This is a genomic window from Pantoea pleuroti, assembly GCF_014156615.1.
GTDB lineage: Bacteria > Pseudomonadota > Gammaproteobacteria > Enterobacterales > Enterobacteriaceae > Pantoea > Pantoea agglomerans.
Window position 1 is genome coordinate 52093 of record NZ_SBFD01000001.1, and the last position, 23315, is coordinate 75407.

Here is a 23315-nt window from a genome sequence, read left to right on the forward strand (position 1 = left end):
CCGGTTGTTCCTCAGCGCTTCGGACGCCTCTCACAAACCCCCGCCTGTGATTTCTTTATGTTTTCTTTGGTGCAGAGTTGGCTGGTGACCCGAAAGCCAGCTCAATTCCGGAAGCTTACCGCAACAATCTCAATGACATGAAAACGAGATAACAGCGGGTGGGGTGAATAACATTCTGTCTGCTGAGCAAAAATTCAGAGGCAATCCCAAAAAACCACAGCGATAAAGTACCCGACATAACAATAAGAGATAACAGCGGGTGGGTTGAATAACATTCGGTCTGCTGAGCAAAAAGTCAGAGGCAATCCCAAACTCACAGCGACAGCGAACACAACATAAGAAGAAAAGATAACAGCGAGGGGGTGGGGAGGCCGTCAGAACCGCTGAGCGGATGAGGGATTTCAGGACGAGCGACAGGGATGTCGCGAAGAGGCGGGTTCGCGCCATGGATGGCGCGTCCCGCTGGTCCGTGAGAAATCCTGAAGAGGCGAAGGAACCGCGAAGCGGCGGTGAAGCAGGCCGGAGCCCGGGGTCAAGGGGGCGCGGCGACTGGCGCCCCCTTGTCGGTCGCCCGCAGAGGCGAATCTGAAACTGCCTGGCTTACCAGGCGAACGAAACCTTCTCATAGCCCGTTCGCGCAGCGAACAACTCCAGCTTCAGCGCTACCCTATGGTCATCAGGCTCGCATTACCGCCTGCCGCAGCGGTATTCACACTCAGCGAACGCTCAATCAGAAGACGCTCCAGCAGCAGATTGGTCTCGCCGCGGGCAAAGCCCTGCACCGAGACAATCGCGCCTTCACGTGCGGCAATCTGTTCACACAGGGTACGCAGCTGATCGGCATCACCGTGATAGATCACCGCATCAAACTCTGCCGCTAACGGATCACGCGCCAGCGTGATGCGCGCTTTCACTGCGTCCGGCAGCGAGGACAGCAGGGTGCGATGCAGCTCATCATCCTGCCACAGTGCTTTACTGCCGACGCTGGTCACCGCGGCCAGCTGGATTAACGCATCCTGCTCGTTATCAGCCAGACAGAGCACCTGATCACGCGGCAACAGCGAGAAGGTATTGCGCTCGCCTGTCGGGCCTGGCAGCAGACGGACAACGCCCGCCTGGGCCAGATCACCATAGTGCTGGCAGAGTTCAGCCAGTTCAGGCTTATCCTTAGCCCAGTTGCTGAGTGCCTGATGCGGTGCCAGCAGTGACTGACGCAGCGTGCTGTCCGCCGGGCGTTCTGCATCCTGACGATCAAAAGTCAGACGCAGCGCACTATCCGGACGATGTGCCAGCAAGCGGTAAAGATAAAGCGGACCGCCCGCTTTCGGACCGGTGCCGGATAAGCCCTCGCCACCAAACGGCTGTACGCCGACCACCGCGCCCACCATATTGCGGTTGACATAGAGATTGCCGACTCGGGCGTTCGCCGTAACCTGTGCAATCGTTTCGTCGATGCGGGTATGTACGCCCAGCGTCAGGCCATAGCCGGATGCATTGATCTGCTCAACCAGCTGCGGCAGGTTAGTACGGGTGAAACGCACCACATGCAGTACCGGCCCAAAGATCTCTTTATCCAGATCGCTGACCTGACCCAGCTCAATCAGTGTCGGTTTAACAAAAGTGCCGCTATTCCACTCTTTGCTGTCCTGCGGGTTATCCTGCAACGCCTGATAGACCGTGAAGCCTTTATTACGCATCGCCTGAATATGGCGATCGATATTGGCTTTCGCTTCGGCATCAATGACCGGGCCGATGTCGGTCGAGAAGCGTTCCGGATTGCCCATGCGGCACTCCGCCATCGCGCCACGCAGCATCTTCAGGGTATGGTCGGCGACATCCTCCTGAATGCAGAGCAGGCGCAGGGCAGAACAGCGCTGTCCGGCACTGTCGAAGGCAGAGGCGACGATATCGATCACCACCTGCTCAGTCAGCGCAGAAGAGTCGACGATCATCGCATTCATCCCGCCGGTCTCAGCAATCAGCGGTACAGGACGACCGTGCTGGTCAAGGCGACCCGCCAGATTACGCTGCAGCAGTGTCGCCACCGCAGTTGAACCGGTAAACATCACGCCACGTACCCGAACGTCACCGGTCAGCTGTGCACCAACGGTTTCACCCTGACCTGGCAGCAGTTGCAGCACGCCAGGCGGCACACCCGCATCCAGCAGGATCTGAACCGCCTGTGCGGCAATCAGCGGTGTCTGCTCGGCCGGTTTGGCCAGCACGCTGTTGCCCGCTGCCAGTGCAGCCGCAATCTGACCGGTAAAGATTGCCAGCGGGAAGTTCCATGGACTGATGCAGACCACCGGGCCCAGCGGACGATGGGTTTCGTTGTCGAAATCGTCACGCACCATTCCGGCGTAGTAATAGAGGAAATCAACCGCTTCGCGCACTTCCGCGATGGCGTTGTTGTAGGTTTTGCCCGCTTCACGCACCAGGATGCCGAGCAGCTGCTGCATCTGGCCTTCCATGATCTGTGCGGCGCGTTCCAGAATGGCGGCACGCTCCTGCGGCGGTGTTGCAAACCAAATCGGCCCACTGTTCACCGCGGCATCCAGCGCCAGAGAAACTTCCTGCTCTGTGGCTTCACGGACCTGACCTACACGGTCGCCAGGCGCTGCCGGGTTCAGAATGTCGCGCAACTCGCCAGCACCCGCTTCACCGTCGATCATCGGCTCGGCCAGGCAGGGCTGTACGGCGCTGCTCAGCAGGGCGCTGGAGAGTGAGGCAAGACGGTGTTCGTTGGCCATATCCAGACCCGCAGAGTTGACGCGGTTATCGCCATACAGATCGCGCGGCAGGGGGATTTTCGGATGTGGCAGACCAATGGCACCTTCGCTGGCACCCAGCTTCTCCACCGCGCTCACCGGATCGGCCACCAGTTCATCAATCGGCAGCGAGGTATCGGCAATGCGGTTAACAAAGGAGGTGTTGGCCCCGTTTTCTAACAGGCGGCGCACCAGATAGGCCAGCAGGGTTTCATGGGTACCGACCGGCGCATAGATACGGCAGGGGCGGTTAAGTTTGCCGTCCGCCACTTTGCCCACCACCTGCTCATAGAGCGGTTCGCCCATGCCGTGCAGGCACTGGAACTCATACTGACCGGGATAGTAGTTGTTGCCCGCCAGCTGATAAATCGCCGCCAGGGTGTGGGCGTTGTGGGTGGCGAACTGCGGATAGATCAGGCTTGGCACGGCCAGCAGTTTGCGGGCACAGGCCAGATAAGAGATATCGGTGTAAACCTTGCGGGTGTAGACCGGATAGCCTTCCAGACCTTCCATCTGGGCGCGCTTGATTTCGCTGTCCCAGTACGCGCCTTTCACCAGACGAATCATCAGGCGACGGCGGCTGCGCTGCGCCAGATCGATCAGCTCATCAATCACAAACGGACAGCGTTTCATGTAGGCCTGAATAACGAAACCGATGCCGTTCCAGCCTTCCAGCTCTGGCTCGAAACAGAGTTTCTCCAGTAAATCCAGCGACAGTTCCAGCCGGTCCGCCTCTTCTGCATCGATGTTGATGCCGATGTCATAGGAGCGGGCCAGCAGCGTCAGCGATTTCAGAATAGGGTAGAGCTCTTCCATCACGCGCTCATACTGCGCGCGGCTGTAGCGGGGATGCAGTGCTGAGAGCTTGATAGAGATGCCGGGACCTTCATAGATGCCGCGACCATTCGACGCTTTACCAATGGCATGGATCGCCTGCTGATAAGAGAGCAGATAGGCTTTGGCATCGCCTGCCGTCAGGGCCGCTTCGCCCAGCATGTCATAGGAGTAGCGGAAGCCTTTCTCTTCCAGCTTGCGGGCGTTAGCCAGCGCTTCGGCAATGGTTTCACCGGTGACGAACTGCTCGCCCATCAGACGCATCGCCATATCCACGCCTTTGCGGATCAGCGGTTCGCCACCCTTGCCGATAATGCGGTTAAGCGAGCTTGAGAGATTCGACTCGTTGTGGGTCGAGACCAGACGGCCGGTAAACAGCAGGCCCCAGGTCGCCGCGTTGACAAACAGTGACGGGCTGCGTCCCAGATGTGACTGCCAGTTGCCGTTGCTGATCTTGTCGCGGATCAGCGCATCGCGCGTTGGCTTATCGGGAATACGCAGTAGCGCTTCAGCCAGACACATCAGCGCCACACCTTCATGGGAGGAGAGAGAGAACTCCTGCAGCAGGCTCTGCACCATGCCAGCGCGTCCGGTTGCCCCTTTCTGGTGCCGCAGCTTGTCGGCGAGCTGGTAAGCCAGCTGATGGGTTTTCTCTGCCAGTGCCGCCGGTAAACGTGCCTGTTCCAGCATCATTGGTACCGCATCGGTCTCCGGACGACGCCATGCGGCGGTCACCGCTGAACGAGTCACGGACTGAGGTAAAATCTGCTCTGCAAAATCAAGGAATGGCTGGTGCGTCTCCTCTGGCTGGGTGTCGTCGGACTCCGCGGCCGCCTGGGTAGAAAGCGGGATCTCCGGCACGGTATCGCCGGTTTCCAGCTGGCCCAGATAGTTAAAGATCGCCTGTTTAATCAGCCAGTGTGGCGTGCGATCGATGCGCTGCGCAGCCAGTTTGATGCGCTCGCGTGTTGCGTCATCCAGTTTTACACCCATGGTGGTTGTAGCCATGACTCCAGAGCTCCTTGATAGTGGTTCGATACGGCGTTGGCTGCACTATCACTTAAGTTGCAACTTTGTGCAACCGTGTTAAATGTGAGCCAGTTAACACCCTTTTAACGTCGACGATTGTTAAATCCCGCAATGCGGCACGGATATTGCTGCAAGATCCTCGCCAGTCTGGCAGACCCGATGAAAAGCGGGTTTCAGGCAGGTAATACGATGGTGCAACCGGATAACTGTGAGCGAGTGCAACCTATGAGCACGTTTTCACAAACGGTTAGTGAAATCACTGTAACGCCTGTGTTAAATCCATTGTGCGCACAACGCCTTTCCGGCAGGATACCGCGCCGCTGGGAAATGAGTGACGCCCTGACGAAGAAAATCGGCCCGCTTTGCCCCGTTCCGGCAGGCGGGTAGCTGGCGATTTCTCTGGGATATCAAATAATAAGTGGAGAGACAGATGAGTGTAAGTACACCTTTGCTGGTGACCTTTTTGGTTTATATTCTTGGGATGGTATTAATCGGGTTTGTGGCTTATCGCTCAACCAAAAACTTTGATGATTATATCCTCGGTGGCCGCAGTCTGGGTAGCGTGGTTACGGCACTCTCTGCCGGTGCATCCGATATGAGCGGCTGGCTGCTGATGGGCTTACCGGGTGCGATCTTCATCTCCGGTATCTCTGAAAGCTGGATTGCGATTGGCCTGATTATTGGTGCCTGGCTCAACTGGAAAATTGTGGCAGGACGTCTGCGGGTTCAGACCGAGCATCACAACAACGCGCTGACGCTGCCGGACTTCTTCACCAGCCGTTTTGAAGATCACAGTAAAATCCTGCGCGTGATCTCCGCCATTGTCATCCTTGTGTTCTTTACCATCTATTGCGCCTCGGGCGTGGTGGCCGGTGCGCGTCTGTTTGAAAGCACCTTTGGTATGAGTTACCAGACCGCTCTGTGGGCGGGCGCAGCGGCGACCATTCTCTATACGCTGGTGGGTGGTTTCCTGGCGGTGAGCTGGACCGATACCGTTCAGGCGAGCCTGATGTTTTTTGCGCTGATTCTGACGCCGGTGTTTGTGATTATCGCGGTCGGCGGCTGGTCTGATTCGCTGGCGGTGATTGAAGCGAAGAGCCTGGAAAACCTCGACATGCTGAAGGGACTGAACTTTGTCGCGGTGATCTCCCTGCTCGGCTGGGGCCTGGGCTACTTCGGGCAGCCCCATATTCTGGCGCGCTTTATGGCGGCAGATTCGCATCGTTCAATCCGTACCGCTCGCCGTATCGGTATGACCTGGATGGTGCTCTGTCTGGCCGGTGCCGTGGCGGTGGGCTTCTTCGGTATCGCCTACTTCCAGAACAACCCGACGCTGGCGGTTGGCGTTAACGCCAATGCGGAGCGGGTCTTTATTGAGCTGGCGCGTATCCTGTTCAACCCATGGATTGCCGGTATTCTGCTGTCAGCGATCCTGGCAGCCGTGATGTCAACGCTGAGCTGTCAGCTACTGGTCTGCTCCAGCGCCCTGACCGAAGATCTCTACAAAGGCTTACTGCGCAAAAATGCCAGCCAGAAAGAGCTGGTATGGGTAGGGCGTCTGATGGTGCTGCTGGTGGCGCTGATTGCCATCGCGCTGGCGGCTAACCCGGAAAACCGCGTGCTGGGCCTCGTGAGCTACGCCTGGGCGGGCTTCGGTGCGGCGTTTGGTCCGGTGGTACTGTTTGGTGTCTGCTGGAAGCGGATGAACCGCAACGGTGCGCTGGCGGGCATGATCGTCGGTGCGCTGACCGTGCTGGTGTGGAAACAGTATGGCTGGCTGGGACTGTATGAAATCATCCCGGGCTTCATTTTCGCAAGCATCGCCATTGTGGTTTTCACGCTGATGGGACGTGAGCCTTCAGCGGAAGCGCAGCAGCGCTTTGCCGCTGCAGAGGCGGAGTTCCAGACAAAATAAGCGAGGCGTTAATCGCCTGGCCCGTCCCGAAAGGGGCGGGCTTTTTTGTTACAAAGATAAACCACTCAAAGATGAAATTATCTCCACCGGCAACTTGTTTTTTTCTCAGCGATAATGATAATCGGTATCGTTTACACTTTACCTGATTTTACTGTTTATTGACGCTGCTTAACATTCAAGAGGTTGGCGATGTTTGTTCCTTTTCTCATCATGCTGCGCGAAGGGCTTGAAGCCGCGCTGATAGTCAGCCTGATAGCCAGCTATCTCAAACGCACCCAGCGCACCCAATGGTTTCCCGCGATGTGGGCAGGCGTGTTTATTGCCGCCGGGCTCTGTCTGGGCCTGGGTCTGTTCATCAATGCCACCACCGGTGAGTTTCCGCAGAAAGAGCAGGAGCTGTTTGAGGGCATCGTGGCGCTGATTGCGGTGGTGATCCTCACCTCAATGGTCTTCTGGATGCGCAAAGTCGCCCGCAACATCAGGGTCGAGCTTGAACAGGCGGTCGATCAGGCGCTGCAACGCTCAGGTCGTGGCGGTCTGGCGCTGGTGCTGATGGTGTTTCTTGCCGTGGCGCGCGAAGGGCTGGAGTCGGTGTTCTTCCTGCTGGCGGCGTTTACCCAGGATGTCGGTTATGCGCCGCCGATTGGCGCGATGCTGGGTCTGGCAACCGCGGTCGTGCTGGGCATGCTGCTCTACTGGGGCGGAATCCGTCTTAACATGGCCCATTTCTTCCGCTGGACCAGCGTATTCATCCTGTTTGTCGCCGCGGGTCTGGCAGCGGGCGCTATCCGCGCCTTCCACGAAGCGGGTTTGTGGAATCGCTTTCAGGACGTTGCCTTCGATCTCAGCAATACCTTATCGACCCACTCGCTGTTCGGCACCCTGCTGGAAGGGGTGCTGGGTTATCAGGAGACCCCAAGCGTCAGTGAAGTGACCGTTTACTTCGCCTACCTGATCCCGGCGCTGATTCTGTTCTTTATGCCTGCGCGTTCTGCTGCGTCGGCCACTGTGTAATTTGACATTTAACGGGCGCATCTTACGCCTGCAACATGATAGGGAAAGAGAGATGACAATGCGTTTCCGCCGCAAGGCACTGCTGCTTCCTCTGCTGGCGATCTCCGCAACGGCGGCCGCGGCGGTTCCTCAGGTTACCGTAAGCGTCACCGACAAGCAGTGCGAGCCGATGAGCTTAACGGTCAAGGCCGGTAAGACCCAGTTCCTGATTAAAAACAACAGCCAGAAAGCGCTGGAGTGGGAGATCCTCAAAGGGGTGCTGGTGGTTGAGGAGCGTGAGAATATCGCGCCGGGCTTTAGTCAGAAACTGACCGCCAATCTGGAGGCGGGCGAATATGAGATGACCTGTGGCCTGCTGAGCAATCCAAAAGGCAAGCTGATCGTGCAGGCCGGTGAGGGCGCAGAGAAAAGTGGCACCTCAGCACGCCTGCAGCTGGAAGGCCCGATCACCGAATATAAAGCCTATGTGACCGACCAGGTGAAACAGCTGGTGAGCAACACCCAGGCCTTTACTGATGCCGTCAAAGCGGGTGATGTTGAAAAAGCCAAAGCGCTGTTTGCTCCGACCCGTCAGTATTATGAGCGCATTGAGCCGATTGCGGAGCTCTTCTCCGATCTCGACGGCAGCATTGACGCCCGTGAAGATGACTATGAGAAGAAAGCGGCCGATCCTAAGTTCACCGGTTTCCACCGTCTGGAGAAAGCGCTGTTTGCTGATAACAGCACGAAAGGCATGGCGGACTACGCTGAGCAGCTGAATAAAGATGTGCAAGATTTGCAGGTGCGCATCAGCGAACTGGCCTTCCCGCCAGCCAAAGTGGTCGGCGGCGCAGCCGGTCTGATTGAAGAGGTCGCTTCCAGCAAAATTTCCGGTGAAGAAGATCGCTACAGCCGGACTGACCTGTGGGACTTCCAGGCGAACATTGATGGCGCGCAGAAAATCGTTGAGCTGCTGCGACCCATGGTAAGCAAAGCAAATCCGCAGTTGCTGGCTAAAGTTGACGCCAACTTCAAAAAAGTGGATGCGATCCTGAGTAAATACCGCACCAAAACCGGTTTTGAATCCTATGAGAAACTGACCAGCGCCGACCGTAACGCGCTGAAAGGACCGATCACCGCACTGGCGGAAGATCTTTCATTACTTCGTGGCACCCTGGGTCTGGATTAATCATGAGTCGTAAGGAAGATGGCGCGCAGCCTGCGCGTCGTCGTTTACTAAAAGGGCTGGGGCTGCTGGGTGGCGCGGCAGCGCTGGGCGGCGGCTGTCCGTTCCATGCCGCCGCCGCCGACAGCTTTTCGCCGGGGACGGTTACGCCGCAGGCCCGACAGCAGCTGCAGCCGTTTTATGGTCAGCATCAGGCGGGTATCACGACGCCACAGCAGGCATCGATGATGCTGGTGGCGTTTGATCTGCTCAGCAGCGATAAAGCGGAGCTGGTGCGTCTGTTCCGGTTGCTGACCCAGCGTATCGCCTTCCTGACCACGGGCGGTCCGGCACCGGTAGTTACCAATCCGCAGCTGCCGCCAATGGATTCCGGCATTCTTGGGGCAACTATCGCGCCTGATAACCTGACGATTACCGTGTCGGTCGGCAATTCACTGTTTGATGAACGCTTTGGTCTGGCGCCGCACAAACCGAAAAAATTGCAGCCGATGACTCGCTTTCCCAATGATTCGCTGGATGCCAGTCAGTGTCATGGCGATCTGCTGTTGCAGCTCTGTGCCAACACTCAGGATACGGTGATTCATGCCCTGCGGGATATCATCAAGCATACGCCTGACCTGCTTGGCGTACGCTGGCGGCGTGAAGGCTTTATCTCCGATCACGCCGCGCGCAGTCAGGGGCAGGAGACCCCGATCAACCTGCTGGGTTTCAAAGATGGCACCGCCAATCCCGATACCCACAATCCTGCTCTGATGAATCAGCTGCTGTGGGTGACAGACGATCAGGACGAACCGGTCTGGGCGCGCAATGGCAGCTATCAGGCTGTACGGTTAATCCGCTTTCACGTCGAAATGTGGGATCGCACGCCGCTGGGCGAGCAACAGACTATCTTTGGTCGCGAGAAATTAAGTGGCGCGCCGCTGGGGATGCAGCATGAACGCGACGTTCCGGATTACGCCCGTGATCCGGACGGGGAAGTGATTGCGCTGGATGCGCATATACGTCTTGCCAATCCCCGCACACCAGAGACGGCAAGCAGCCTGATGCTGCGGCGCGGCTACAGTTACTCCGCGGGTATCTCTGCATCGGGACAGCTGGAGATGGGATTGCTGTTCGTCTGCTATCAGCACGATCTGGAACGCGGCTTTCTTACGGTGCAGCGGCGCCTGAACGGCGAAGCACTGGAAGAATATATCCGGCCTTTTGGCGGCGGTTACTTTTTTGTTTTGCCCGGTGTGCCAGACGCCAGCCATTATTTAGGGCAGTCGTTGCTGGAGGCCTGATTAAAATTCAACCATTGTGGGCGAATCTGTTCTGGTCGCCCACGTTTTACGGTTTTCGTGCTTTGCTGGCTGAGGTTAAACTGAGTTTTAGCGGTTGTCTGGCATATATAAAATAAGCTAATCCGCTGTAATTAAACGCTTTTACATTTTGCCTTAAAAGAAATACATACACGTGATTAGCAATTCTTTTGCCAGCAGGTAAAATTACTATTGCAAAGGCCCAACAAAATGGTGCACTTTATTAAACAGGCGTAATCGGATGTGTTGATGTATCACACTGGAGTTCGCGCATGGGTCGAGTCTTTAATGGAAAGTCACTGTCAGTAAATAGATTGCGCCTGACCGCGAGGGCAATTCTGCCTCGTTATTTCTTCCTTCCTTCAACCATCTCTTTTGTCTTATCGCATCCTGTTTTATCCGGTGTTCAGCTACGCTATTGCGCTGCTGCATACCCACTATCCTGTCCTGTCATGGCTCAAAAGGAAGCCAACTGAAACCTCTAAAGCGTTCACGTTATCGCAACGGGCCACCGGCCTGACGCAGGAAATGAAACCAACTGAAAGGTGCCACTATGGGAAGACAGAAAGCAGTGATCAAAGCGCGTCGTGAAGCAAGAAGAGTGCTTCGTAGTGACTCAAGAAGTCATCGTCAGCGTGAAGAAGAGTCGGTCACTTCGCTGGTGCATATGAGTGGACTGGATGCCATTGGCATGGCGCGCGATACGCGTGACCGGTTGCCGATTGAAGCCCGTAATGAAGCTCAGGCGCACTATCTTAACGCCATAGAGAGAAAACAGCTGATCTTCGCAACCGGTGAAGCCGGGTGCGGTAAAACCTGGATCAGTGCCGCAAAAGCGGCTGAGGCCCTGATTAATAAGGATATCGACAGGATTATCGTTACGCGCCCGGTACTGCAGGCAGATGAGGATCTGGGATTCCTTCCCGGCGATATTTCTGAGAAATTCGCGCCTTATTTCCGCCCGGTTTATGACATTCTGGTTAAACGTCTTGGCGCATCCTTTATGCAATATTGTCTGCGTCCTGAAATTGCCAAGGTAGAGATTGCACCGTTCGCCTATATGCGTGGTCGCACCTTCGAAAATGCTGTGGTAATTCTGGACGAGGCGCAGAACGTCACCGCCGCGCAGATGAAAATGTTCCTGACCCGACTGGGCGAAAACGTCACGGTCATTGTTAACGGCGATATTACCCAGTGCGACTTGCCCGCTGGGGTGCCTTCTGGTCTCGCTGACGCGCTGGCGCGTTTCGAAGAGGACGAGATGGTTGGCATTGTACGCTTCGGCAAAGAAGATTGTGTGCGTTCTGCGCTGTGTCAGCGCACCCTGCACGCGTATAGCTAGCGTTTGATTGAGTAGAAGTGTAGCGCCCAAACCCGGCTCCGGCCGGGTTTTCTTATTGTGGGGCAGGGCTGCGCCCGTGGTCGTTCCCCGGCGGGGGTTATCACACCCTCTCAGAGTGCAATATGCAAAAAAAAAAGAGCCTGAACAAAAGTTCAGGCTCTTTTTTGAAGATGGCGGTGAGAGAGGGGTTCGAACCCTCGATACGTTGCCGTATACACACTTTCCAGGCGTGCTCCTTCAGCCACTCGGACACCTCACCAGATTTACTTCGCTGACCGCGATGGGTCAACGGGGCGGTACTATAGGGAGTCGGTTGAAAACGGTCAAGTACTATTTTTCTCTTTTGATCTATTCGCTTAAGCTCTGAACGAATCGATTTACTGCGGCATAAAACCCGCCGTTTTACCGGCCACATCCCGCCATATTGATGAGCCCGGTCAGGTGAGTTTTATGGCAGCAAATAAACCGGGGCGGCGTTCTCAACCTTGTTACTGGTCAGACGCTGCCCCGACTGATGCCGGAATCAGCTCTTCACTCTGTTAGCGAAACTTTTCCGCAGCTTCTGCAGTTTCGGTGGAATGACCGCCATGCAGTAGCCGTTGCGCTGGCCCGCGCCTTCCCAGTAATCCTGATGATAAGCTTCAGCGGGATACCACTCTTTCAGCGGCTCAATGGTGGTCACCACCGGCACATCATGGTCAGCCTGAGCGCGGGCAATGGCGGCGCGTGCCTCCGCTTCCTGCTCTGTATTGGCCGGGAAAATGGCGGAACGATACTGGGTGCCAATATCATTACCCTGACGGTTAAGCTGGGTCGGATCATGCGTCACAAAGCTGATATCCAGCAGATCGCCAAAGCTGACTTTCTCCGGGTCGAAGCCAATGCGGATCGCTTCTGCATGACCGGTCGCACCGCTGCAGACCTGCTCATAAGTCGGATTAGGACGGGCACCACCGGTATAACCGCTTTCCACCGACTCAACGCCGATCACATCCTTAAATACCGCTTCGGTACACCAGAAACAGCCGCCAGCGATAACTGCGTATTCGATTGCCATAATAATTTACTCCTGTCAGGTCGAAAGAGGTGAATGGGGGCGCGGCAGACCGCTTTCAACTAGATCAGCATCTCCGGTTTAAAATCGCCGCTCTTATCCAGTATTTTGTCGCTCATCACGCTGAACCGGCCTTCGCCAGTGTAGTGCAGGGTAGTGGGATATTCCGGCTGCTCGGCAACGTGCGCTTTAACAATCTCAAAAATAAACAGGTTGTAGTTGGCGACCATCGAATCGTCATAAAGCTGACACTCAAAGCTGGCAAAACATTCGGCAATCATCGGCGCGCCAACCACCTGAGCGGGTTCCGGCGTCAGGCCAAATGCCTCAAACTTATCAATGCTGTCGCCGTGGCTGTTGCCGATTGCCACAACTTCATCAATCAGCGAGGCAGAAGGAATGTTCAGCACGCACTGACCGCTGTTGCGGATCAGCTCATGGCTGTGGTTCATACCGGCAATCATACAGCCGACCAGTGACGGAGAAAACTCCAGCACCGTGTGCCAGCCGAGCGTCATGATGTCATGTTGATCTCCGTACTGCGAACTGAGCAGCAGCACCGGTCCGGGTTCAAGATATTTGCGGGCTTTGCTGACCGGAAAAGCATATTTGTGCATGCGTTGGCTCATGGCGTAACTCCTGTAACGGAACGTAGCCATTAAGTGTAGAGCACCGGGCGGATGCAGCAGGGGTGTCAGCGGGCAGAAACGCGAGGTTGATGGCGGCGTGCGGCAGCGCAGACATTTTTAGCGGCAGTATCGCGAGCTTAAGGTTTCCTTAATATGCAATCGCGATACTGCCTGCTTTAACTGAGGATGATGCTATGAAAACTGCTCCTGTTGCTCTGCCTGTGACTGCTCCGCGTCCGATGAGTGAATATGCTGCACTGCTGATTGCCGCAGCCACGGTCGTTCTGTTCCTCTCCGCCTGGTTCAGCGCTTAAAACTTCACCACGGCACGACAACCGCTTCGGTCGCGGCGGTTCTCTAGGAAAAACTGAAACCGGTGTAACTGGACGATGCGGCTGACGATGCTCAGCCCGAGTCCGATACCGCCGTAGCGGCTGTCCATACGGATAAACGCTTTACTCAGCTCGCCACTTTTACTCTCATCAATTCCCGGACCCTGATCTTCCACCACCAGCATCGGCTGAGGAGCTAACACCAGCTGCACACTGATGGTGCTGTTATCCGGACTGTAGCGATGGGCGTTCTCAACCAGGTTACGCAGCAACATCTTCAGCAGCGTGGCATCACCGCGCACAAACTGCTCCTGCGGCAGATCGAGGATCAGCTTCTGTTGATGCGCCTCCAGCATGATACTCAGCTCCGACTCCATTGGCAGGATCACATCTTCAATCAGCCCCACGTTCTGATAGGTGCCAGAGGTAAAGGACTGTCCGGCGCGCGCCAGATTCAGCAGCTGCGACACACTGTGCGTCATCTGATCCAGGCGCTGCACCAGCGGCTGAACTTTGACATCGCTGTTACGTTCGATTAATTCCAGATGCAGCCGCAATCCCGCCAGCGGCGTGCGCAGCTCATGTGCCACGTCGGCGGTGAACAACCGTTCACGCTCCAGACTGCTGTTCAGACGCGCGACCAGCTGGTTTATCGCCTGCGTCACCGCATCGATCTCCTGAACCTGACTGTGGCAGGCGACGGGATCAAGATTCTCTTCGCTGCGACTCTCCAGTTCACGCTGCAGCTGATAAAGCGGCCGGGTAATCCATTTCACCGCCTGATAGCAGAGCAGCAGCGTCAGGGTAATCATCACCAGACTTGGCACCGCCAGGCTGGCTACCGCTTCATGCACTTCACGCTTAACGTGACTGTCCATGTTGCGCTTCTGCAACTGCGCTTCCACCAGAAACTGAATCTGCTCTTTGCTCTCATGCCAAAGCCAGACCACGCTGATCACCTGGAAAACCAGCAGGATCAGACCGATGGTCAGGATGAGGCGAAAGCGCATACTGCGATGATCGAAACGTCTTATCATGTTGCCTCACGAACGCCATCCTGCGTCACCAGCGCATAGCCAAAACCGCGCACGGTGCGGATAGCGCTTTTGCCGATTTTGTCGCGCAGATTATGGATATGCACTTCCAGGGTATTAGTAGAAGGCTCGGTCTCCCAGTTATAGATATCCTGGTAGAGAATTTCACGGTGAACCGGATTCCCGGCCTTGAGCATCAGCCGTGACAGAATCGCAAACTCTTTAGGTGTCAGATCCAGCAGTACGTCGCTGAGCGTAATCTGGCGATGGGTCATATCCAGCGCCAGCGCACCCACTCTGACATGACTGTCGCCCTGATTGACGTGGCGGCGGATCAGCGCGCGGATCCGCGCCAGCAACTCATCCAGCGAGAACGGTTTGATCAGATAGTCGTCCGCGCCTGCGTCGAGTCCGGCAATGCGTTCGCTGATGGTGTCGCGTGCGGTCAGGATCAGCACGGGTGTCATCTTCTTCTGCCGCCGCAGTCGTATCAGAAAATGCAGTCCATCTTCATCCGGCAGGCCAAGATCCAGCACCACCAGACTATAAAGGCCGCTGGCGAAATGCGCTTCAGCATCCCGCACTCGCGTAACGCCATCACAGACGTAGCCTTCACCTTCCAGCGCCAGCATCAGCCCCTGCAGCAGCAGGGCGTCATCTTCAACAATCAGTATCTTCATTAAGGTTGGCTCCGACACGACGTCAAAATATCATCCGCAGGCACATATTCGTGGGTCGCGGTGCCGGTTAATCCCAGCATGGTTGAAAACAGATTATCCTGTGAAAAATCGTCTGTCGCCGCCAGTTTATTCAGGCAGCCGCGATTAACCGCATAACGTTTCTGATAATCATCGGAAAGCCAGATCAGCAACGGCACATGTTTCTGGGTGTCTGGCGCGATAGCATAGGGCAGGCCATGCAGGTAAGCACCATTTTCACCCAGCGATTCGCCATGGTCAGACAGATAGACCAGGCTGGTGGTGAAGTGGTCCTGATGCGCACGCAGTACGTTAATGGCTTTATCGACGATGTGATCCACATTGACCAGCGTGTTGTCATAGGTGTTGATCAACTGTTGTTGCGAACAGTCCTGGATCTGGTTGGTGTCGCAGGTCGGTTCAAACTGACGAAACTGTGGCGGATAGCGATGGCTGTAAGTCGGGCCATGACTGCCAATGGTGTGCAACACAATCACCGCGTTGCCTTTTAACTGGCTGATGTAATCATCCAGACCGTGGAACAGCACGTCGTCGTAACACTCACCATCAATACACATGCCGGGCAGGTTCAGGCTGGTCATGTCCTGATGCGGAACGCGATCGCAGGCCCCTTTACAGCCCCCATCGTTCTCATTCCACAACACGCTGATCCCGGCGCGCTGAATAATATCCAGCAATCCCTCCTGATGGGCAGCCAGCACATCATCATAGTGGGCGCGCGGCATGTTGGAGAACATGCAGGGCACGGAGACCGCCGTCGCCGTTCCGCATGAGGTGGTGTGCGGGAAATAGATCACATTATCTTTCGCCAGTAAGGGGTTGGTCAGGCGACCGTAACCGCCCAGCGAGAAATTTTGCGCGCGTGAGGTTTCGCCCAGCACCAGAATCGTCAGATTTGGCTTGCCACTGCTGCGGCTGGGCTGCAGGTGCGCATCTTCACCGATACGAATCAGCGGCGCGTTCTGTAACTGCTCATGCTTATACCAGGAGAGCGTCGCCGCGATGCTGTTAGAGGGGCTCAGCGCTTTTACCAGTTCGCGGTTGTTACGGAACAGCGAAGCGTAATCTTTATAGAAGAGCAGGGCGATCAGCACAATCAGCGCCGCTGACAGCAATACGCTGAGCAGTCGCGCCAGCACGCCGCGCCACTGCTGCTTTTTGATTCGCGGCCAGAACAGCAGCAACGCCATCAGTACGCCGGAAGTGAGCAGGGTTACGAGCAACTGTGGCGTAATCAGCGCAAAGGATTCCGAGGCGGTGGTATCCATCATGTTGGTGATCATTGAGCGATCGACCACGATGTTATAGGTGTGAATAAAAAACTGTGCCGAGGCGGAGAGCAGAATAAACAGCGCGGCCAGCAGCCGATCCAGCCAGATAAACGAGGCCAGCGTAATCACGATATTGATCACGCTAAAGGCGACTAGCGGCATCGATAAAAAGACCAGCGTGGTGTGCAGGTCGTTCAGTGGCATCACTGCCAGCACCTGACGGTAATAGGCAACGTTAAGGAAAACCGCGATGTAAATCGCAGCCAGAATCAGCAACGTAAGGCGGCTAATCAGCGGCCTCTTCAGGTTAAACGCCATGTGAGCAGGAACCAGAGTAATAAAAGTGTCACGAGAATGCGCTTTCAATATTAGGAATACCTTAAGAAGCTTAAGCTTTGGGGAGTGCCGACTCTGCCGGGTGGAATACGTGTGTGACTCCAGTCAGCAGTGGATCGCGTCCGGCCCGATCATCGGAAGCGCAGCAGAATGGGATGGTGCTTTTATGCTGACTTAACCGCAGCGGCTGGCATGAAACCTGCATCTTTCTGGCATAACCCCTGTTAATGACTACACTTACTGTGAAGATGTTCTCAGTTAGCCAGTATTGTCAGCAATGCGCTTGCAAGTTTGAGGAGAGTGACCTATCCAGTTACCGCGTTTTATCCCTCAATCACCGCTTTATCAGAATTTCCCGCTTGCTGACCTGACTGCGTCAGGACATTCTTGTTTTAACTCAATGTTTTATTAAAATTCGATTTTCAGGAGAAGTAACGTGACCCAAGCGGCAGACACCCATGCCAGGTACCCGACATTAAGCGGCGGGCAGTACGCCTTCTTTTTTGATGTCGACGGCACGCTGGCAGCGATTCAGTCCCGTCCCGAAGCGGTATTTATTCCTGAGCAGGTCATCGCGCAACTGCAGCAGCTCTCTGCACTCTCGCAGGGCGCGCTGGCGCTGGTCTCCGGCAGACCCATAGAACAACTCGATGCGCTGGCCGCTCCCTGGTACGGTCCGGCTGCGGGCGTACATGGTGCTGAGCGCCGTGATGCAGAGGGTAATCTGCAACGCATCAGCCTGCCGGTCGAGGTGGAGCAATCGCTCAGGGCGGAATTGCAGGATGCCATGGCATCCTGGCCTGGCACCCAGCTGGAGGTAAAAGGCATGGCTTTCGCACTTCACTACCGCCAGGCGATGCAGCATGAGCAGGATGTGATGCGACTGGCTGAACAGTCAGTAAAACGTTTTCCCGGACTGGCGCTTCAGCCGGGGAAATGTGTGGTAGAGATTAAACCGGCAGGTATCGATAAAGGCGCCGCAATCAGCGACTTTATGCAGCAGCCCCCTTTTGCCGGACGTACGCCGGTCTTTATTGGCGACGATCTGACGGATGAGAAGGGCTTTCTGGCCGTGAACGCACGGCAGGGCGTCTCGATCAAAGTCGGAGAAGGTTCCACCCAGGCCCATTATCGGCTTCATGATGTCGATGCGGTTTACGGCTGGCTGGAAAGAACATTATTACTATCAGATCAAGACAACGTCGGTAAGGAGTTTAGGTTATGAGTCGTTTAGTGGTTGTATCTAACCGTGTCGCCATGCCCGATGGGTCAAAAACCAGCGCTGGCGGTTTGGCCGTCGGTATTCTCGATGCACTGAAAAGCACCGGTGGACTGTGGTTTGGCTGGAACGGTGAAATCAGCGAGTACACAGGCGAAGAGGTAGAAGAAGTCACGGTTCAGGAACATGAGGGTATTGAGTATGCCTCGTTCCCGCTGAGCCAGAACGATTACGATCTCTACTATTGCCAGTTCTCAAACACTGTCATCTGGCCCGCATTCCATTATCGCCTTGACCTGGTGCAGTTCCAGCGGGAAGCCTGGGAAGGGTATTGCGACGTTAACGATGCGGTGGCACAGCGTTTAAAACCGCTGATCAAGCCGGATGATATTGTCTGGATCCACGATTATCACTTTTTACCGTTTGCAGCCGCGCTGCGTCGGGCGGGCATTAATAACCGCATCGGCTTCTTCCTGCATATTCCTTTCCCGACGCCTGAAATATTTAATGCGCTGCCGCCGCACAAAGAGCTTCTGGAAATGCTGTGCGAATATGACCTGCTGGGTTTCCAGACCGAATCGGATCGGGTGGCCTTCCTCGACAGCGTCAGCCAGCTCACTCAGCTGCAGAATAAGGGCGACAAAAAACATCGCGCCTTTGGCAACACCTTTATGACTGAGGTTTATCCCATCGGGATTGAGCCAGACAGTATTAAAGAGATGGCCGAAGGGCCGCTGCCACCAAAAATGGCCGCCATGAAGAAAGAGCTGGGCGATGCACGCAATATTATTGCCTGCGAACGTCTCGACTATTCCAAAGGTCTGCCTGAGCGTTTTCTTGCCTATGAAGCGCTGCTGGAGAACTTCCCGCAGCATCGCGGCAAAATTCGCTACTCGCAGATTGCACCGACCTCGCGCGGCGATGTGCAGGCGTATCAGGATATCCGTCATCAGCTGGAGACCGAAGCAGGGCGCATCAACGGTAAATACGGTACGCTGGGCTGGACCCCGCTCTACTACCTTAACCAGCATTTTGACCGTCGACTGCTGATGAAAATCTTCCGTCTGACCGATGTCGGTCTGGTTACGCCGCTGCGTGACGGTATGAACCTGGTGGCGAAAGAGTACGTGGCTGCGCAGGACCCGGATGATCCCGGTGTACTGGTGCTGTCGCGCTTTGCGGGTGCGGCCAACGAGCTCACCTCTGCGCTGATTGTAAATCCGTATGACCGTGATGAAGTGGCCGCCGCGCTGGATAAGGCGATTACTATGCCGCGTACCGAAAGGATTTCACGCTACAACGACATGATGGCGGTATTGCGTAAAAATGATATTACCGCCTGGCGTGAAGGCTTCCTGAAAGACCTGGAGCGCATTGAACCGCGCAGCGTTGACCACAACACGGTTAACAAGGTCGCGACCTTCCCAAAACTCGCCTGATATCTGTTCTGACTCAGGTTATGAAAGCAGCGGCGCCTCTACGGCGTCGCTGCTTTTTTTTCGGTCCAGATCACAGAAAACTCGCCTGCTATCTGTTAATGGCCGTTTGTTACGATTCTACGCTGATAACGTCAGTGGCTGCCCGGAGTGGCCCGATAAATGCAGGTAAGCCCGGAAATCCCCGTCCTGTCAGCCCCTGCCGCTTTCTTTACCTTCTTTACTCAAGTTTCTCTTCAGGCTGCCGATAGTGATAGTGCCAACGCATAACCCTTCGTTAATTCATTCGATTTTCTTATATAACCCCTTGTTACAGTGGGAATCAGAGTCTGTACACCCCGCCACCACTGTTAACGTCAGGTTGCCAGAAATCTGACCTGCTGCCGTATAAACCTTAACGATTTCATTACTCACCCTCTGCGATACTCCCCTTAAGTAACTAATTTAAAAGCAGATACCTGAAGGTCGCGGCAGCATAATATGCTGATAACCTTTCTTTGGGTGGTTCTAAATAGGGTGTTAAAACGATTAACACCCGATATTCATTCCGGACTGCGCAAAGCGTCGAATAGCGATGCTTTTACCCCCTATTAAACCTTTCTCAGGACCAATTGGACTTAAAATCGGGCTTTTTTGCTCAAAAAATGACCAGTCGGTAAGTAATGGTAAAGGGTTGCTGAAGAAATTTGCGTTAAAAGTGTGATCTGCGTCACACTTTATCTAAAATTTCATACCACTGTCGTTGTATGTCGAAATCAGACGATATAGATTTGCGTTGTTTTCGGAATAGTCCTAAAAAATGTAAGAAGACGTCACGGAAGATGTCCAGAACTCGAAAATAAAATGGCATGGATTTTCGACCTTCGGTGGGTCTGAAACCCACACAAAAATGGAAGGCGAAAACGGTGACATTAACGTTACGTAAAGTTTTTTTTGCCATCTTTTGATTTAACAAACAGCAGCTCGAACCGCAGATTTATTCTGCGATACAGTTACGTCGCATCTCTCAGGATGGAAAAATAATGGGCACCTCTGAAGTACTGAAACATATTTACGATCTCAACTTGTCTTATTTACTGCTTGCGCAGCGTTTAATTAACCAGGATAAAGCTTCTGCAATGTTTCGCCTCGGAATTGACGAGAAAATGGCGAACGCATTATCTGAATTAACATTGCCTGAGATGGTAAAAATGGCGGAAACCAATCAACTGGTTTGCCAGTTTCGTTTTACCGATAGCAGCACCATTAATCGCCTGACGCAGGAATCACGCGTGGATGATTTACAACAAATCCACACCGGCATTTTATTATCGAGCCGTTTACTGCGTAATGCGTCTAAAGATGATGCACCTGCTAAAAAGAGAGCAATGTCATGAGTGAGAAAAGTATTGTTCAGGAAGCACGTGATATTCATCTCGCGATGGAGCTCATCACATTAGGTGCCCGCTTACAGATGCTTGAGAGCGAAACCCAACTGAGCCGCGGTCGTCTGATCAAGCTCTATAAAGAATTACGTGGCAGTCCGCCACCGAAAGGCATGCTGCCGTTCTCTACGGACTGGTTTATGACGTGGGAGCAGAACATTCATGCTTCTATGTTCTGTAACGCCTGGAAGTTTTTACTGAAAACCGGGTTGTGCAGCGGCGTCGATGCCGTGATTAAAGCTTACCGCCTGTATCTTGAACAGTGTCCTCAATCGGACGAGGGCCCGCTGTTGGCGCTGACTCGTGCCTGGACCCTGGTCCGATTCGTTGATAGCGGTATGCTGGAACTGGCAGATTGTAAAAGCTGCAACGGCAGCTTTATTAATCATGCGCATCAGCCGGTTGGCAGCTTTACCTGCAGCCTGTGCCAGCCACCATCACGGGCAGTAAAAAGACGTAAACTTTCTGCAGAACCTGCCGATATGTTTCCACAACTGCTGGATGAACAGGTTAAACACGCCGTTTAAGTTTGTTCGCACTGTGGAAGCCATCCAGCAGCGGTTAATACCGCTGCTTTTTTTTTGCTTGCGGTTCAGGAATAACATCTGCGGCTCTCTGGCTTAACTTCCACCAACACGTTACGGACGTAAGGATTTTTTTGTGCTGATAATTATAGGTTACCTGATTGTTTTAGGCTCCGTGTTGGGCGGATATGCGCTGGTAGGTGGCCATCTGGGCGCGCTTTATCAGCCAGCCGAATTATTAATGATCGGCGGTGCCGGTGCCGGTGCTTTTTTAGTCGGCAACAACGGTAAATCGATTAAAAAAACGCTTAAGGCGCTGCCTAAGTTATTTCGCGGCTCCAAATACAATAAAGCCATTTACATGGATTTAATGGCGCTGCTTTATCGCCTGATGGCGAAGTCGCGTCAGCAGGGCATGTTATCGCTGGAAAGCGATATTGAAGATCCGAGCCAGAGTGAAATTTTTGCTAATTATCCCCGCATTCTTGCCGATAAACAGTTAGTGGATTTTATTACTGACTATTTGCGCCTGATGGTGAGCGGCAACATGAACGCCTTTGAAATCGAAGCGTTGATGGATGAAGAGATTGAGACCTACGAACACGAGTGTGACGTACCAGCGCAAAGTATTGCTGCAGTGGGTGATGGTCTTCCGGCATTCGGTATCGTCGCCGCGGTAATGGGCGTGGTCCATGCACTGGCTTCGGCCGATCGTCCGGCCGCTGAACTCGGTGCGCTGGTCGCACATGCGATGGTGGGCACCTTCCTGGGCATCTTGCTGGCGTACGGATTTGTCTCTCCACTCTCGTCAGTACTGCGTCAGAAGTGTGCGGAAACCACCAAGATGATGCAGTGCATTAAGGTGACATTGCTGTCGAGCCTGAATGGTTACGCGCCGCAGATTGCGGTGGAATTTGGTCGTAAGACGCTCTATTCCGCCGAGCGTCCGTCGTTCAGCGAACTGGAAGAGCACGTACGTAACGCCAAGAACCCGGCTAAACAGACTTCAGACGAGGCTTCATGAAACACGGCAATCGCCCAATTGTGCTGATCAAAAAGCGCAAACATAAAGGCCATGAAGGCAGCCACGGATCGTGGAAGATTGCCTACGCCGACTTTATGACGGCGATGATGGCCTTTTTTATGGTGATGTGGCTGCTCTCAATCGCCAACCCGCAGGAGCTGGTGCAGATAGCAGACTACTTCAAAACACCGCTGAAGGTAGCAATTACCGGCGGGGCGCGCAGCAGCGACAGCGAGAGCCCGATCCCCGGCGGTGGTGATGATCCAACGAAAAAAATTGGCGAAGTCAATAAAGTCGTCGATATGGATGCCCAGAAACGCAAGCTGGATGAGATTCGCCTTAACCGTTTGCGTGAAAAGCTCGACCAGCTGATTGAAGCGGATCCGCGCCTGAAAGCGCTGCGCCCGCATCTGATCATCAACATGGTGGAAGAGGGGCTGCGTATTCAGATTATCGACAGCCAGAATCGCCCGATGTTTAAGACCGGTCGGGCCGAGGTCGAGCCCTATATGCGCGATATTCTGCGTGCAATAGCGCCAATCCTTAACGACATTCCGAACCGCATGAGCCTGGCCGGACATACCGATGATTTTCAGTATGCCAGCGGTGATAAAGGCTACAGCAACTGGGAACTGTCGACAGACCGTGCTAACGCCTCACGCCGTGAACTGGTGATGGGCGGCTTAGACAGCGGCAAAATTTTACGGGTGTTAGGTATGGCCGACACCATGCGCCTGAAAAATCGTGGCGGTAATGACGCCGTTAACCGCCGCATCAGCCTGCTGGTGTTGAACCACGACACGGAAGCGGCAATAGAAAAAGAGAACGCAGAAAGTGATGCCGTCCAGATCAGCGATCCGGCGGCCATTGAACAGATTACCGCACCTGCAACACCAGGCGGCGCGGTGAATACAGCAGCCCCCTCACAGCCGAGGTGATTCCCGT

Annotated in this window: 17 protein-coding genes and 1 tRNA gene; 11 read left to right on the forward strand and 7 right to left on the reverse strand. The window is 54.7% G+C overall.

Annotated features, from left to right (window positions below; all coding sequences use genetic code 11):
* Nucleotides 1-662 precede the first annotated feature (662 nt).
* On the reverse strand, nt 663-4610 hold the full coding sequence (gene putA / locus EPG66_RS00330) for a trifunctional transcriptional regulator/proline dehydrogenase/L-glutamate gamma-semialdehyde dehydrogenase (RefSeq protein ID WP_182685612.1): 3948 nt from the start codon (nt 4608-4610) through the stop codon (nt 663-665).
* A 451-nt stretch (nt 4611-5061) separates the two neighbouring features.
* Between putA and putP the strand changes: the two genes are divergently transcribed.
* The 5 genes from putP to phoH all read left to right on the forward strand — a co-directional run bounded on the left by putP (nt 5062) and on the right by phoH (nt 11368).
* Nucleotides 5062-6546 carry a sodium/proline symporter PutP gene (gene putP / locus EPG66_RS00335; RefSeq protein ID WP_039391146.1) on the forward strand — a complete coding sequence of 495 codons (1485 nt, stop codon included), beginning with the start codon at nt 5062-5064 and terminating at the stop codon, nt 6544-6546.
* A gap of 189 nt (nt 6547-6735) precedes the next feature.
* A complete protein-coding gene (gene efeU, locus EPG66_RS00340; RefSeq protein ID WP_182685614.1) occupies nt 6736-7560 on the forward strand; it encodes an iron uptake transporter permease EfeU in 825 nt (274 codons plus the stop codon).
* 52 nt (nt 7561-7612) lie between these two features.
* Nucleotides 7613-8728 carry an iron uptake system protein EfeO gene (gene efeO, locus EPG66_RS00345; RefSeq protein ID WP_182685616.1) on the forward strand — a complete coding sequence of 372 codons (1116 nt, stop codon included), beginning with the start codon at nt 7613-7615 and terminating at the stop codon, nt 8726-8728.
* Nucleotides 8729-8730: 2 nt separating this feature from the next.
* Nucleotides 8731-10008 (forward strand): iron uptake transporter deferrochelatase/peroxidase subunit, encoded by a 1278-nt coding sequence (efeB, locus tag EPG66_RS00350; RefSeq protein ID WP_182685618.1) that lies wholly within the window; start codon nt 8731-8733, stop codon nt 10006-10008.
* Nucleotides 10009-10579: 571 nt separating this feature from the next.
* Nucleotides 10580-11368 carry a phosphate starvation-inducible protein PhoH gene (phoH, locus tag EPG66_RS00355; RefSeq protein ID WP_010258505.1) on the forward strand — a complete coding sequence of 263 codons (789 nt, stop codon included), beginning with the start codon at nt 10580-10582 and terminating at the stop codon, nt 11366-11368.
* A gap of 171 nt (nt 11369-11539) precedes the next feature.
* Here the strand turns inward: phoH and EPG66_RS00360 are convergent.
* From EPG66_RS00360 to eptA, 6 genes are all read right to left on the reverse strand, one after another.
* Nucleotides 11540-11627, reverse strand: a tRNA-Ser gene (locus EPG66_RS00360).
* 264 nt (nt 11628-11891) lie between these two features.
* Entirely contained in the window at nt 11892-12425 is a 534-nt protein-coding gene (gene msrA, locus EPG66_RS00365; protein WP_064705007.1) for a peptide-methionine (S)-S-oxide reductase MsrA, read from the reverse strand.
* A 59-nt stretch (nt 12426-12484) separates the two neighbouring features.
* Nucleotides 12485-13051 (reverse strand): flavin reductase family protein, encoded by a 567-nt coding sequence (locus tag EPG66_RS00370; protein WP_031594590.1) that lies wholly within the window; start codon nt 13049-13051, stop codon nt 12485-12487.
* Nucleotides 13052-13361: 310 nt separating this feature from the next.
* Entirely contained in the window at nt 13362-14420 is a 1059-nt protein-coding gene (gene pmrB / locus EPG66_RS00375; protein ID WP_083067807.1) for a two-component system sensor histidine kinase PmrB, read from the reverse strand.
* Complete coding sequence (gene pmrA / locus EPG66_RS00380) at nt 14417-15097, reverse strand: two-component system response regulator PmrA (RefSeq protein WP_010670822.1); 681 nt, start codon at nt 15095-15097, stop codon at nt 14417-14419. Before pmrA ends, pmrB begins: the two co-directional genes overlap by 4 nt.
* Nucleotides 15097-16725, reverse strand: coding sequence for a phosphoethanolamine transferase EptA (gene eptA / locus EPG66_RS00385; RefSeq protein WP_182686013.1), 1629 nt, complete (start codon nt 16723-16725; stop codon nt 15097-15099). The genes pmrA and eptA overlap by 1 nt, the downstream gene beginning before the upstream one ends.
* A 454-nt stretch (nt 16726-17179) precedes the next feature.
* On the opposite strand from eptA, the gene otsB reads away from it, so the two are divergent.
* The 6 genes from otsB to motB all read left to right on the forward strand — a co-directional run bounded on the left by otsB (nt 17180) and on the right by motB (nt 23308).
* Nucleotides 17180-17968, forward strand: a complete 789-nt coding sequence (otsB, locus tag EPG66_RS00390) for a trehalose-phosphatase (protein ID WP_022625498.1) — start codon at nt 17180-17182, stop codon at nt 17966-17968.
* Nucleotides 17965-19401: an alpha,alpha-trehalose-phosphate synthase gene (gene otsA / locus EPG66_RS00395; RefSeq protein WP_010258527.1), complete on the forward strand. Its 1437-nt coding sequence runs from the start codon at nt 17965-17967 to the stop codon at nt 19399-19401. Before otsB ends, otsA begins: the two co-directional genes overlap by 4 nt.
* A 1019-nt stretch (nt 19402-20420) precedes the next feature.
* The gene (gene flhD, locus EPG66_RS00400; protein ID WP_010258528.1) at nt 20421-20774 is read left to right on the forward strand and encodes a flagellar transcriptional regulator FlhD; all 354 of its coding nucleotides are present in this window, start codon (nt 20421-20423) and stop codon (nt 20772-20774) included.
* Complete coding sequence (gene flhC / locus EPG66_RS00405) at nt 20771-21349, forward strand: flagellar transcriptional regulator FlhC (RefSeq protein WP_010258532.1); 579 nt, start codon at nt 20771-20773, stop codon at nt 21347-21349. Before flhD ends, flhC begins: the two co-directional genes overlap by 4 nt.
* A 133-nt stretch (nt 21350-21482) precedes the next feature.
* Entirely contained in the window at nt 21483-22370 is an 888-nt protein-coding gene (gene motA / locus EPG66_RS00410) for a flagellar motor stator protein MotA (protein ID WP_031591454.1), read from the forward strand.
* Nucleotides 22367-23308, forward strand: a complete 942-nt coding sequence (motB, locus tag EPG66_RS00415) for a flagellar motor protein MotB (RefSeq protein WP_031591453.1) — start codon at nt 22367-22369, stop codon at nt 23306-23308. Before motA ends, motB begins: the two co-directional genes overlap by 4 nt.
* The last annotated feature ends 7 nt before the right edge of the window (nt 23309-23315 follow it).